General features: G+C 56.2%; 11 protein-coding genes. 6 read left to right on the forward strand and 5 right to left on the reverse strand.

What is annotated here, in order from left to right; translation table 11 throughout:
• Positions 1 to 138: 138 nt before the first annotated feature.
• Entirely contained in the window at positions 139 to 1,800 is a 1,662-nt protein-coding gene (locus tag Q1L34_RS00080; RefSeq protein WP_004869146.1) for a putative transporter, read from the forward strand.
• On the opposite strand, the gene Q1L34_RS00085 is transcribed toward Q1L34_RS00080, so the two are convergent.
• Complete coding sequence (locus Q1L34_RS00085; RefSeq protein ID WP_004869145.1) at positions 1,768 to 2,514, reverse strand: GntR family transcriptional regulator; 747 nt, start codon at positions 2,512 to 2,514, stop codon at positions 1,768 to 1,770. The genes Q1L34_RS00080 and Q1L34_RS00085 overlap by 33 nt on opposite strands.
• Positions 2,515 to 2,812: 298 nt before the next feature.
• Here Q1L34_RS00085 and Q1L34_RS00090 point away from each other — a divergent pair, with 298 nt between their 5' ends.
• The 4 genes from Q1L34_RS00090 (at position 2,813) to Q1L34_RS00105 (ending at position 6,562) form a co-directional block, all read left to right on the forward strand.
• Positions 2,813 to 4,435 (forward strand): alpha-glucoside-specific PTS transporter subunit IIBC, encoded by a 1,623-nt coding sequence (locus Q1L34_RS00090; RefSeq protein WP_004869143.1) that lies wholly within the window; start codon positions 2,813 to 2,815, stop codon positions 4,433 to 4,435.
• Entirely contained in the window at positions 4,432 to 5,754 is a 1,323-nt protein-coding gene (locus tag Q1L34_RS00095) for a 6-phospho-alpha-glucosidase (RefSeq protein ID WP_004869142.1), read from the forward strand. Before Q1L34_RS00090 ends, Q1L34_RS00095 begins: the two co-directional genes overlap by 4 nt.
• Positions 5,755 to 5,862: 108 nt before the next feature.
• Positions 5,863 to 6,210 (forward strand): YidH family protein, encoded by a 348-nt coding sequence (locus Q1L34_RS00100; RefSeq protein WP_004869139.1) that lies wholly within the window; start codon positions 5,863 to 5,865, stop codon positions 6,208 to 6,210.
• Positions 6,200 to 6,562 carry a DUF202 domain-containing protein gene (locus Q1L34_RS00105; protein WP_004869136.1) on the forward strand — a complete coding sequence of 121 codons (363 nt, stop codon included), beginning with the start codon at positions 6,200 to 6,202 and terminating at the stop codon, positions 6,560 to 6,562. The genes Q1L34_RS00100 and Q1L34_RS00105 overlap by 11 nt, the downstream gene beginning before the upstream one ends.
• 47 nt (positions 6,563 to 6,609) lie before the next feature.
• Here the strand turns inward: Q1L34_RS00105 and dsdA are convergent, their stop codons facing one another.
• The gene (gene dsdA, locus Q1L34_RS00110) at positions 6,610 to 7,938 is read right to left on the reverse strand and encodes a D-serine ammonia-lyase (RefSeq protein WP_015585469.1); all 1,329 of its coding nucleotides are present in this window, start codon (positions 7,936 to 7,938) and stop codon (positions 6,610 to 6,612) included.
• 17 nt (positions 7,939 to 7,955) lie between these two features.
• Positions 7,956 to 9,293, reverse strand: coding sequence for a D-serine transporter DsdX (gene dsdX / locus Q1L34_RS00115; protein WP_015585470.1), 1,338 nt, complete (start codon positions 9,291 to 9,293; stop codon positions 7,956 to 7,958).
• Between the two features lie 225 nt (positions 9,294 to 9,518).
• Between dsdX and dsdC the strand changes: the two genes are divergently transcribed.
• Positions 9,519 to 10,445, forward strand: a complete 927-nt coding sequence (gene dsdC, locus Q1L34_RS00120; RefSeq protein ID WP_015585471.1) for a DNA-binding transcriptional regulator DsdC — start codon at positions 9,519 to 9,521, stop codon at positions 10,443 to 10,445.
• A 66-nt stretch (positions 10,446 to 10,511) separates the two neighbouring features.
• On the opposite strand, the gene emrD is transcribed toward dsdC, so the two are convergent.
• Together emrD and Q1L34_RS00130 are read right to left on the reverse strand one after the other, a co-directional pair.
• Positions 10,512 to 11,696: a multidrug efflux MFS transporter EmrD gene (gene emrD / locus Q1L34_RS00125; protein ID WP_004869124.1), complete on the reverse strand. Its 1,185-nt coding sequence runs from the start codon at positions 11,694 to 11,696 to the stop codon at positions 10,512 to 10,514.
• A 175-nt stretch (positions 11,697 to 11,871) separates the two neighbouring features.
• Positions 11,872 to 12,705, reverse strand: a complete 834-nt coding sequence (locus Q1L34_RS00130) for a DMT family transporter (RefSeq protein WP_004869121.1) — start codon at positions 12,703 to 12,705, stop codon at positions 11,872 to 11,874.
• Positions 12,706 to 12,713: the final 8 nt, after the last annotated feature.

Raw genomic sequence — 12,713 nt, forward strand, 5'->3', positions numbered from 1 at the left:
TTTGGGCCGTTATAAAGGGCGTCCCGCCGTTTTTCGCAGATCCAGGCCCGCCGATTATTGTGCGCCAGGCTGCATACAGGCCCGGAGGCTTAAGCCATAATCCATGATATTGATAATGTTATTCACAGGGAACAGACGATGAGTGATATAGCATTGACCGTCAGCGTTCTGGCGCTGGTGGCGGTAGTCGGATTGTGGATCGGTAATGTCAAAATTCGCGGCGTCGGGTTTGGCATTGGCGGCGTACTGTTTGGCGGCATTATCGTTGGCCACTTTGTGGACCAGGCGGGTATCGCTCTTAGCAGCCCGATGCTGCACTTCATTCAGGAATTTGGCCTGATTCTCTTCGTGTATACCATCGGCATCCAGGTGGGGCCGGGTTTCTTCGCCTCTCTGCGCGTCTCCGGGCTACGGCTCAATCTCTTTGCCATCCTGATTGTCATCCTTGGGGGGCTGGTGACCGCAGTGCTGCATAAGCTCTTTGATATCCCGCTGCCGGTGGTGCTCGGTATTTTCTCCGGTGCAGTCACTAATACGCCAGCGCTGGGGGCCGGGCAGCAAATTCTGCGCGATCTGGGCGTACCGTTTGACGTTGTTGATCAGATGGGGATGAGCTATGCCATGGCCTATCCGTTTGGTATTTGCGGCATTTTGCTGACTATGTGGCTGGTGCGTCTGTTCTTTCGCGTTAACGTCGAAAAAGAGGCTCAGCAGTTTGATGAGAGCAGCGGAAACGGACACGCGGTTCTGCAAACGATTAACGTCCGGGTTGAAAACCCGAACCTGAACAACATGGCGATTCAGGACGTGCCGATGCTCAACAGCGATAAGCTGATTTGCTCCCGTCTTAAACGTGACGAGCTGCTGATGGTGCCGGCTCCGGGGACCTTAATTCAAACCGGCGACCTCCTGCACCTGGTCGGGCGCCCGGAGGATTTGCATAACGCGCAGCTGGTTATCGGCAAGGAAGTTTCCACCTCGCTTTCAACCCGCGGCACGGATTTGAAAGTTGAGCGGGTGGTGGTCACCAATGAGAAGGTATTAGGTAAGCGGATCCGCGACCTGCATTTTAAACAGCGCTATGACGTGGTGATTTCGCGGCTTAATCGCGCCGGGGTTGAGCTGGTAGCCAGCAGCCATGCCAGCCTGCAGTTCGGTGATATTCTTAACCTGGTTGGCCGCCCGGAAGCCATTGATGCGGTTGCCGCCGAGCTGGGTAATGCACAGCAAAAATTGCAGCAGGTTCAGATGCTGCCGGTGTTTATCGGCATTGGCCTCGGGGTTTTACTGGGGTCTGTTCCGCTGTTTGTTCCCGGCTTCCCGGTGGCGTTGAAGCTGGGGCTTGCCGGTGGACCCCTGATTATGGCGCTGATCCTCGGGCGAATCGGCAGTATCGGGAAGCTCTACTGGTTTATGCCGCCGAGCGCCAACCTCGCGCTCCGTGAGCTGGGGATTGTGCTCTTTCTGGCGGTCGTCGGGCTGAAGTCCGGCGGTGATTTTGTCGTCACGCTGACCGCAGGCGACGGGCTGAGCTGGATAGCCTACGGCATTTTTATTACCGCAATTCCGCTGCTAACGGTTGGCATTCTGGCGCGGCTGCTGATGAAGATGAACTACCTGACCCTGTGCGGCATGCTGGCCGGGTCGATGACCGATCCACCGGCGCTGGCGTTCGCCAACAACCTGCATGCCACCAGCGGAGCCGCGGCGCTCTCGTATGCCACGGTCTATCCGCTGGTGATGTTTTTGCGCATCATTACGCCGCAGCTACTGGCCGTGTTGTTCTGGGGGATGAGTTAACGGCGTCTCCAGGTGGACGCGCCGCAGATGGTAGTCCACCTGGTATTCACTGGCGTTGCGGAACATCACCGAATAGTTCAGAAACTCACCGCTGTCGCTGTAGGAAAGCGAGGTAATCCGCAGCAGCGGCGTCTGTTCCGGGACATTCATTGACCGGGCCAGCTGCTTGTCCGCCAGCACCGGCGTCAGGCTTTCATAGTTGCCGCTAATGGTTATCCCGCACTCTTTCTCAATGTAATCGAATTTTGACCCTTCCAGATGCACCAGCGACAGGTTACGGAACAGTTTGACCGGCATATAGCTGTCTTCCAGCATCAGGGGTTTGCCGTCCACGTAACGTACCCGGCGCGAGAAGTAGATCCGTTCATTGATTTGTATTCGTAGCTGGCTGGCAATTGCCGGCGGCGCCGGCATGACTTCGAATATCAGCACCTCGCTTACCACCTCTTTACCCTGCTTGCGTAACACTTCCGCCAGACCGGTGAGGTTAGTGGTCTCGTGATGCACATCTTTGCGGGCAACAAAGGTACCGGATCCGTGGCGGCGAACGACCAGTCCCCAGCTAATCAGCAGTTCGATAGCTTTACGGATTGTCATCCGCGCCACGCCGAACTCTTCCGCCAGTTTTTTCTCTCCCGGCAGCGGGCTGCCGATATTGAAATCGGAGGAATTTAACCGAAGGCGCAATCTGTCTGCGATGGATTTATAGATCACCAGTAGACCTCTGTTCCACTTTTCAAAAGGGAAGGTTAACAATGTATATTGTTAATAATGTCTTTAAATACATAAAGATATGATTTATTCATTCTGCTGTTTTAATCAGCGCAATTCATGATGTCTATTTTTAACTCAAAAAGTAGACAACATTGTGGAAATTAAAACCATGAATGCGATCACGAATCGCAACGCCATCGCATGTTGTCGGACGGGTAAATTCCTATTCTCGCTTTAGGCCGATACTCAAGACAAATAAGGCCTCTTACCCTACTGGTTGTTAAATGAGGATTTTAAAATGCTCAGTCAAATACAACGTTTTGGCGGTGCCATGTTTACCCCGGTTTTACTGTTTCCTTTCGCCGGGATCGTGGTGGGTATTGCCATTATGCTGCGCAACCCGATGTTTGTCGGCGAAGCGCTTACAGCACCTGATAGTTTATTTGCCCAGATTGTTCACATTATTGAAGAAGGCGGCTGGACGGTATTTCGTAACATGCCGCTGATTTTCGCCGTCGGCTTACCGATTGGCCTCGCGAAGCAGGCGCAGGGACGAGCTTGCCTTGCCGTGCTGGTGAGTTTCCTGACGTGGAACTACTTCATCAACGCCATGGGCATGACCTGGGGCCACTTTTTCGGCGTCGATTTTTCGGCCGACCCCACGGCCGGTAGCGGCCTGACGATGATTGCCGGCATTAAAACGCTGGATACCAGTATCATCGGCGCGATTGTGATTTCCGGGATCGTCACCGCGCTACATAACCGCTATTTTGATAAACCGCTGCCGGTGTTTCTCGGTATTTTCCAGGGCTCTTCATTTGTCGTTATCGTTGCCTTCCTGGCGATGATCCCCTGCGCCTGGCTAACGTTACTGGGGTGGCCAAAGGTGCAGATGGGCATTGAATCGCTGCAGGCTTTTTTACGCTCTGCCGGGGCGCTAGGGGTCTGGGTCTATATTTTCCTTGAGCGCATTCTGATTCCCACTGGCCTGCATCACTTTGTCTACGGACCGTTTATTTTTGGCCCGGCGGTGGTGGAAGGCGGTATCCAGGTCTACTGGGCCCAGCATCTGCAGGAGTTCAGCCAGAGTACGGAACCGCTGAAAGCCCTGTTCCCGGAAGGCGGTTTTGCCCTGCATGGCAACTCCAAGGTCTTTGGTTCGGTCGGGATTGCGCTGGCGCTCTATTTCACCGCCGCGCCGGAAAACCGCGTCAAAGTGGCCGGGTTGCTGATTCCGGCGACGCTGACCGCCATGCTGGTGGGGATTACCGAACCGCTGGAGTTCACCTTCCTGTTTATCTCCCCGCTGCTGTTTGCCGTGCACGCGGTGCTGGCGGCCACGATGGCGACGGTGATGTATATGTGCGGGGTCGTCGGCAACTTCGGCGGTGGTCTGCTTGACCAGTTCCTGCCGCAAAACTGGATCCCCATGTTTCACAACCATGCCTCGATGATGTTCATCCAGATAGGGATCGGGGTGTGCTTTACCGCTATCTACTTCGTTATCTTCCGCGCCCTGATCCTGCGTCTGAATCTGAAAACTCCGGGCCGCGAAGAGAGTGAAATCAAACTCTACAGCAAAGCGGATTATCAGGCGGCGCGCGGCAAAACCAGCGCCGCGGGTGCCACAGAGTCCAAATTAGGCCAGGCCGCAGGCTTTCTGCAGGCGCTGGGCGGCGCAAGCAATATCGAATGCGTCAACAACTGCGCCACCCGACTTCGCATCACGCTGGTCGATATGGCGAAAACACAAAGCGACGACGTCTTTAAAGCGCTGGGCGCTCACGGGGTGGTGCGTCGCGGTAACGGGATTCAGGTCATCGTGGGCCTGCATGTTCCCCAGGTTCGCGACCAGCTGGAATCCCTGATGAAAAATTCTCTACAGACCGAACAAACCACCATGACGGAGGCAGTATCATGAAAAAATTCTCAGTTGTTATCGCAGGCGGCGGCAGTACATTCACACCAGGTATCGTATTGATGTTGTTAGCAAACCAGGACCGTTTCCCGCTGCGGGCACTGAAATTTTATGACAACGACGGCGCGCGTCAGGAGACCATCGCCGAAGCGTGTAAAGTGATTCTTAAAGAGCAGGCGCCGGAAATTGAGTTCAGCTATACCACCGACCCGCAGGCGGCCTTTACCGACGTGGATTTTGTTATGGCGCATATTCGCGTTGGCAAATACCCGATGCGTGAAAAAGATGAAAAAATCCCGCTGCGCCACGGCGTGCTGGGTCAGGAAACCTGCGGACCTGGCGGTATCGCCTACGGCATGCGCTCTATCGGTGGCGTGCTGGAACTGGTGGACTATATGGAAAAATACTCGCCGAACGCCTGGATGCTGAACTACTCCAACCCGGCGGCAATTGTCGCGGAAGCCACGCGCCGCCTGCGTCCGAATGCGAAAATCCTGAATATCTGCGATATGCCGATCGGCATTGAAGGGCGCATGGCGCAAATTGTCGGCCTCAAAGATCGTAAACAGATGCGGGTGCGTTACTACGGGCTGAACCACTTCGGCTGGTGGACGTCGATTGAGGATCTGCAGGGTAACGATCTGATGCCGAAACTGCGCGAACATGTGGCGAAATATGGTTATGTGCCGCCTTCTAACGATCCGCATACCGAAGCCAGCTGGAACGATACCTTTGCTAAGGCGAAAGATGTGCAGGCGCTGGATCCGGATACCATGCCAAACACCTACCTGAAGTATTACCTGTTCCCGGATTACGTCGTCGAGCACTCCAACCCGGCGCGTACCCGCGCTAACGAGGTCATGGATCACCGCGAGAAAAATGTCTTTAGCGCCTGTCGGGCAATTATTGCCGCGGGTAAATCTTCTGCCGGCGATCTGGAGATCGACGAGCACGCTTCATACATCGTGGATCTGGCGACCGCCATCGCCTTCAACACCCAGGAGCGCATGCTGCTGATCGTACCGAACAATGGCGCTATCCATAATTTTGACGCCGATGCGATGGTGGAAATTCCGTGCCTGGTCGGCCATAACGGGCCAGAGCCGCTGACGGTCGGCGATATTCCAAACTTCCAGAAAGGGATGATGAGCCAGCAGGTGGCGGTAGAGAAACTGGTGGTGGATGCCTGGGAACATCGTTCTTATCACAAGCTGTGGCAGGCGATTACGCTGTCGAAAACCGTGCCCAGCGCATCTGTCGCGAAAGCGATACTCGACGACCTGATTGAGGCCAACAAAGACTACTGGCCGGAACTGCATTAATCCTCACCTCAACCGGCATCCATCGGGTGCCGGTTCTTGCGCTGCTCCCCTGTTCGTTACAAATTACGCTATGCTGAAGCCTGCTCGCGCTACGAACAAGGAACCCTGATGAAAATTTCTCGCGTCGGCGAAGCGCCGGATTACCGCTTCTCGCTGGCCAACGAACGTACTTTTCTGGCGTGGATCCGCACGGCATTAGGTTTTCTTGCCGCCGGGGTTGGCTTAGATCAGCTGGCGCCGGATTTTGCCACGCCGCTGATTCGCGAAGTGCTGGCGCTATTGCTGTGTCTGTTTGCCGGCGGCCTGGCGATTTATGGCTACCTGCGCTGGTTGAGTAACGAAAAAGCGATGCGCCTGAAGCAGGATCTGCCCTACACCAGAACGCTGCTGGCGATCAGTCTTTTGTTGGTGATTGTGGTGGTGGTGGTGATGGGTCTGGTTATGTATGGCGGATAAGCGCCGGGCGCGGCGGGAAAGCGATCCGGGGCTGCAGCCGGAACGGACATCGCTGGCCTGGTTTCGAACGTTGCTGGGCTACGCGGCGCTGATGGCGCTGGCGATTAAACATAACTGGCATAGCGCGGGGGCGCTGTTCTGGCTATCGATTGGCGTCCTGGCGATAGTGGCTGTTGTGCTGTGGGGCTATACGCGGCGCCGTAATCTGATGGATGTTGACGAGAGTGATTTTGTTCAGCCGCAGGCGATACGTGACAAGTTTTTCATTGCCGTCGCCGTTCTTTCACTGTCGCTGATGTTTGCGGCTACGCATCTGCGGCAGATCGCGTTATTTCTGCAGAGTGTGACATAGCGGAAAGTGGGCCCAACGGCGTATCCTCCGCCGCTGAGCCCGTGGTATTAACGCCCTTTTGCCAGGTACTGCGCCATCTCTTCTTCCGGCACCATACCGCCGCCGGTCGCCCAGACCAGATGCGTAGCGTTGTCCATCTGGCGGGTCGTGAAGCCGTGCATCTGCTGATATGTCTCGCTGGCGCAAACGCGCTGCGGTCCGGCCATGCCGGCCAGCGCGGACGGCTCCAGGCGGATATTTTCAGCTTGCGCCAGCCAGCCCAGCATGTCGTACATCGTCTGGTCGCTGAGGGTATAGAAGCCATCCAGCAGACGCTCCATGGCCCTGCCGACAAACCCGGAAGCCCGACCAACGGCCAGGCCGTCGGCGGCAGTCAGGTTATCAATACCCAGATCCTGGACCGAAATCTCATCATGCAGGCCGGTATGGACGCCGAGCAACATACAAGGAGAGTGCGTGGGTTCAGCGAAGAAACAGTGTACATGGTCGCCGAAAGCCAGCTTCAGACCAAACGCAACCCCGCCAGGGCCACCGCCGACGCCGCACGGTAGATAGACAAACAGCGGATGATCGGCATCGACCACGCGTCCCTGGCGGGCAAACTGCGCTTTCAGGCGCTCGCCTGCGACGGCATAGCCGAGGAACAGCGTGCGTGAGTTCTCATCATCGATAAAGAAGCAGTTGGGGTCCGCTTCGGCGGCTTTACGCCCCTGCTCGACCGCGACGCCGTAATCCTGTTCGTATTCAACCACCGTAACGCCGTGGCTGCGCAGCTTCGCTTTTTTCCATGCCCGGGCATCGGCAGACATATGCACGGTGACGTTAAAACCGATACATGCGCTCATGATGCCAATCGACATCCCCAGGTTGCCGGTGGAACCGACGGCGATGCTGTACTGGCTAAAGAACTGCTTAAATTCCGGGGTCAGTAGCTTGCGATAGTCATCTTCGGTGGCAAGTAACCCCGCTTCCAGCGCCAGCTTTTCAGCGTGGGTCAGCACCTCGTAAATACCGCCGCGGGCCTTGATGGAGCCGGAAATCGGCAGATGACTGTCTTTTTTCAGCAGCAGGTCGCCGCTGACGGGCCGGGCAAACGCCTGCTCCAGCCGTGCTTTCATTGCCGGGATAGCGACCAGTTCGGATTCGATAATCCCACCGGTGACGGCGGTTTCCGGGAATGCCTGCGCCAGATATGGCGCAAAGCGCTCAAGGCGGGCACGGGCGTCCTGGACATCGTCAGCCGTCAGGCCAACGTACGGTAAACCTTCCGCCAGCGAAGTGGTTGCCGGGTTAAACCAGGTGGTTTCTTTCAGGTCAACCAGATCCTTCAGCAGAGGGAACCGGGCAAGTAAAGTGGTCATGTCAGCGTTTTTCATATTACGTCTCTTTGCGCTCAGATGATGAAAGAAAGCAGGAACGTGCAGGCTAGTGCAAGTAAGGATGCGATAAATGTTGCCGTTGTATAGTATTTGAACGTCTCACTCAGGCTCGCACCGCAGTATTGTTTAACCAGCCAGAACAGGGAATCGGTAACGATCGTGCAGCCAATTGCGCCGGAACCAATGGCAATGGCGATGATCTCCGGACTGACGCCAGGGTAGAGCGGCAGCATCGGCGCAACGATGGCCGTGGCCCCCATCATGGCAACGGTGGCAGAACCCACCGCCGCGTGCAGAATCAGCGCCACCAGCCAGGCCAGCAGAATCGGGTGCATATGCAGACCGGAGAGAATAACCGCCAGCGAATCAGCCAGGCCGCTGGTTTTCAGGACCGCGTTGAACGCGCCGCCTGCGCCGATAATCAGCAGGATATTGGCAATAGAACCAAAGCCCTTTTCGGTATGGGTCAGCAGCGTGGCCATGCCCATATTCTGACGGATGCCGAGGACGTAGTAGGCCACGAAGACGGCGATAAACATGGCGGTAATCGGATTACCGATAAACTCCAGCAGCATATACAGCGTGCCGGTTTTGGCCATATTCAGCTCGGCGATGGTCTTCACCAGCATCAGAGCGATCGGCAGCAAAATGGTCAACAGCGTGGCGCCGAGCGACGGCAGCGTCTCTTCTTGACGAACTTCCAGATTGGCAAACTCGGCAGGAACCGCTTTGAACGGCAGGCGGTTGCCCAGCAGCTTCAGGAACAGCGGGCCGCCAACCAGCGAGGCCATCAACCCAACCAGTAAACCGTAGACAATCACGGTACCGATATCGGCACCCAGCTTATTGGCGACGAACAGCGCAGCCGGGTGCGGCGGTACGACGCAGTGTACGGCCATTAACGCGGTACACAGTGGAATCGCCAGCTTCAGCAGGGAGGTGTGGGTCTTTTTGGCAATCGAAAAGGCCAGCGGAATTAGCAGTACCACGCCAACTTCGACAAACAGCGTAATCCCGCAAATCAGGCCAACCAGCACCATGATCACATCGACCGACAGCCAGCGGCAGCGCTGAAGCGTCAGGCCGATACGTTCGGCGGCGCCTGAGATCTCCATCATTTTGCCAAGAATGGTGCCGAGGCCGATCACCGCCGCCAGGAAACCGAGGGTTCCACCGATCCCATTTTCAATGGCGTTGACCATGTCCAGCGGGCTCATCCCCATCATAGCGCCGACGAAGAAACTGGCTAACAGCAGCGCCAGAAAGGGGTGAAATTTCAGTTTTACGATAGTCAAAACAATCAACACAATGCTGATTAGTAACGTGCTCACAACCCAAATCTGAGATTCCATACCCCACCTCGCCCGTGAATAAGATGGGGTTATTGAACAGAAAAACGACACCGGCTGACAAACGATATAAATGGCGCTTCAGGTGAATTAGATTGAATCAAAATGGTGATTAAAGTCTAAAAATGGCTTTTATTTGCGTTATAAGTCACTTTTTTTCATCTTTAAACCCATACACAGCGACCATTTTTCTTACAATCAGCGGTAAAAAATCAGGGGAACCGAACGATGGATGTCGCTAAAGAGATAGGTAACCGGCTGCTCAACGGCTGGCAGCTGTCAAAGCTGTATACCTTTGAGGTCGCCGCACGGCATGAATCTTTCGCATTGGCGGCGGAAGAGCTGTCGCTGACCCCCAGCGCCGTGAGCCACCGGATGAATCAGCTGGAGGAAGAGCTGGGTATTCAGCTTTTTGTGCGCTCTCATCGGAAAGTGGAGTTAACCCATGAAGGGCGGCGGGTGTTCTGGGCGCTGAAATCCTCGCTGGACAGCCTGAACCAGGAGATTCTGGATATCAAAAACCAGGAGCTGTCAGGTACGCTGACCGTCTACTCACGCCCGTCGATCGCCCAGTGCTGGCTGGTACCGGCGCTCGGGGACTTTACTCGCCGCTATCCGTCGATATCGCTTACTGTCCTCACCGGCAACGATAACGTGAATATGCAGCGAGCGGGTATCGATCTGGCGCTCTATTTCGACGATCTGCCTTCATCGCAATTAACCCACCATTATCTGATGGATGAAGCAATCGTACCGGTTTGCACGGCGGACTATGCCCGGCAGCATCAGCTCCAGCAACATCCCGACAATCTGCAACATTGCACCCTGCTGCACGATCGTCAGGCCTGGAGCAATGATTCTGGCACCGACGAATGGTTTAGCTGGGCGCAGCACTTTGGGGTTAACTTGCCGCAATCGTCGGGTATTGGCTTCGATCGTTCAGATTTGGCGGTGATTGCTGCCATGAACCATGTTGGCGTGGCGATGGGGCGTAAGCGGCTGGTTCAAAAGCGTCTGGCGAGCGGAGAGCTGATTGCGCCCTTTGGCGAGATGACGCTGAAATGCCACCAGCACTATTATGTGACCACGTTAGCGGGGCGGCAGTGGCCGAAAATAGACGCGTTTATTCACTGGCTACAAAGCCTGGCGCAATGATTTTCCCCGGACGCGAAGCGGACGCCTGAATCAGGCGCAGGCCGCTATCCGGGGAAATTGCGGCGCTTAAACCGGCTGCTGGTGGCGGCTGAAGCGTGAAGCCAGCGGTAGCCAGCACAGTAGAATCAGCAGTCCCATTAGCATCATCAATAGCCCCAGGCTGCTTTGACCGGTCTGCGGCATCATCGCCGAGAGCCAGGCCAGGACGCCGGAGCCGATATTTTGCAGGCCGCCCACCAGCGCGCCTGCCGTCCCGGCGAGGAACGGGAAGGGTTCCATCGCGCCGCTGGTCGCCAGCGGGAATAGCATGCCGGCGCCGAAGAAAAACAGCGCTGCAGGCACCAGCAGCGTCCAGACGGTCATGATGCCCATCAGGCCAGGGATCCACATCATAATGCCCGCCAGCAGACAACAAATCACCGATTGCCACATCAGGGTCGGGAAACGTTTATGCGGGCGTCCGGCAAACCAGGCACCGAAAAAAGCCGCCGGGATGGGCAGAATAAACAGAATACTCACCGCCATGCTGCTTAAGCCCAGCACGGCGCCCATCAGCACGCCGGAACAGGCTTCGAACACGGCGATTCCGGCGAGACCGCCAATCAGCATCAGCAGATAGCAGTTGAACGCGGTATTGCCGAAAAGCGTTTTGTAACTGGTCGCCAGTCGGGAGCGCGGTGCGCCAGCAGGACGGGTTTCAGGCATCCAGCGCGCCATGCTAAAGGTCACGCCCGCGCACAAAATCAACAGGAAAGCGTAGCAGGCACGCCAGCTCCACAGCGTATTGAGGATACCGCCAATCAGCGGTGCCAGCAGCGGGCTGACCAAAATACCCATATTTAACAGGCTGTTGGCATGTCTGAGCTGGGCACCTTCATACAGATCGCGCGGCAGCGTGCGCGCCATTACACCGCCGACGCCGGTTCCCATACCCTGGATGGCGCTGGCGATAATCAGCACCGTCAGACTGTGAGTGGTGATAGCAACCAACGTCGCCAGCATAAAGATAGACATCCCGATGAGGATCACCGGACGTCTTCCTACGCGGTCAGACAGCGGGCCATAAAAGAGCTGAGAGACGCCATAGGTCAGCAAATAGGCCGCCATTACGCTCTGCACGGCCCCTTCGCGGGCGTTCAGCGAGATAGCCATGTCGGCGATCGCCGGGATATAAATGGTCTGCGCCATCTGGCCAACGGCCACCAGCAGTACCAGCATCAACAACAAAGTGAAGTTCTTATGCCGTTTCATGTCGATGAATACTTCGTGAGTAGAGGTAAATGAAGAATATGTGACTGGCACATCCCTTAAATTCTGGAGGAATCTACCACATAAAAATGACAGTACAACTATATGACGATGATTGAGGAGGGATTTCAGGCAGGTTTTGTAAACAATAATCGGCAACAAATGTTGCCATTCTGCACTAGGAGAGACGCAGCAGAATAGCGCCCGCCGCAATGCCGCAGGCGGCGACGATTCGCAGGGCGATAAGCTTCTCTTTGAGCAGCGCAAACGCGATGACGGCGCCGAATAAAATCGAGGTTTCTCGCAGCGCGGCCACCACGGCCAGCGGTGCCTGGGTCATCGCCCACAGCGCCAGGCCGTACGATCCCATGGTACTCAGGCCGCCGATGGCGCCTTTTTTCCAGTGCTGACGTAGATAGCGGCTGGCTTCCTGGCGTCGATAGACCATAGACCAGCTCAGCAGACAGCAGCCGTTCATAAAAAAGGACCATAGCGTGTAGCCTAGCGCCGTATCCGATAACCGCACGCCGGTACCATCAAGCAACGTATAGCCGGCGATAAAACAGGCGTTGATCAGTGCGAGGGTGATGCCGTAGCCGGAGCTGGCCCGGCCGTTGCAGGCCATGGCGAGGATCGCCAGACAGATTACGCCAATTCCCGTCCATGCCAGCGGCGACAGCGCGTCGCCGAGGAACGCGACGCTAATCACCGCCACCAGCAGCGGCGCGGTGCCGCGCATCAGTGGATAGGTCTGGCTCATGTCGGAGACCTGGTAGGTTTTGGCGACCAGAACGGTGTAGACCACCTGCAATGCGCTGGAAAGTACCAGATACGGCACGCTGGCCAGGGAGGGCTGCGGCGCGAAAGGCAAGGCCGCGAGGGCGATAAGCGCGGCAGAGCCGCTCACGCCAATTGCCGCGTACAGCTTATCTCCACTTGCTTTGACGATAGCATTCCAGCTGGCATGCAGCAGAGCGGCGAACAGCAGAACGCAGAAAACGGTTATCGTCATGACAGGGG

This window comes from Klebsiella ornithinolytica, assembly GCF_030505655.1.
Taxonomy (GTDB): Bacteria; Pseudomonadota; Gammaproteobacteria; order Enterobacterales; family Enterobacteriaceae; genus Klebsiella; species Klebsiella ornithinolytica.

What these genes read in the sequence shown, in the direction of transcription:
- Q1L34_RS00080 (WP_004869146.1), top strand. Translation starts at nt 139, where the DNA reads ATGAGTGATATAGCATTGACCGTCAGCGTTCTGGCGCTGGTGGCGGTA.
- Q1L34_RS00090 (WP_004869143.1), top strand. Translation starts at nt 2,813, where the DNA reads ATGCTCAGTCAAATACAACGTTTTGGCGGTGCCATGTTTACCCCGGTT.
- Q1L34_RS00095 (WP_004869142.1), top strand. Translation starts at nt 4,432, where the DNA reads ATGAAAAAATTCTCAGTTGTTATCGCAGGCGGCGGCAGTACATTCACA.
- Q1L34_RS00100 (WP_004869139.1), top strand. Translation starts at nt 5,863, where the DNA reads ATGAAAATTTCTCGCGTCGGCGAAGCGCCGGATTACCGCTTCTCGCTG.
- Q1L34_RS00105 (WP_004869136.1), top strand. Translation starts at nt 6,200, where the DNA reads ATGGCGGATAAGCGCCGGGCGCGGCGGGAAAGCGATCCGGGGCTGCAG.
- dsdA (WP_015585469.1), bottom strand. Translation starts at nt 7,938, where the DNA reads ATGAAAAACGCTGACATGACCACTTTACTTGCCCGGTTCCCTCTGCTG.
- dsdX (WP_015585470.1), bottom strand. Translation starts at nt 9,293, where the DNA reads ATGGAATCTCAGATTTGGGTTGTGAGCACGTTACTAATCAGCATTGTG.
- dsdC (WP_015585471.1), top strand. Translation starts at nt 9,519, where the DNA reads ATGGATGTCGCTAAAGAGATAGGTAACCGGCTGCTCAACGGCTGGCAG.
- emrD (WP_004869124.1), bottom strand. Translation starts at nt 11,696, where the DNA reads ATGAAACGGCATAAGAACTTCACTTTGTTGTTGATGCTGGTACTGCTG.
- Q1L34_RS00130 (WP_004869121.1), bottom strand. Translation starts at nt 12,705, where the DNA reads ATGACGATAACCGTTTTCTGCGTTCTGCTGTTCGCCGCTCTGCTGCAT.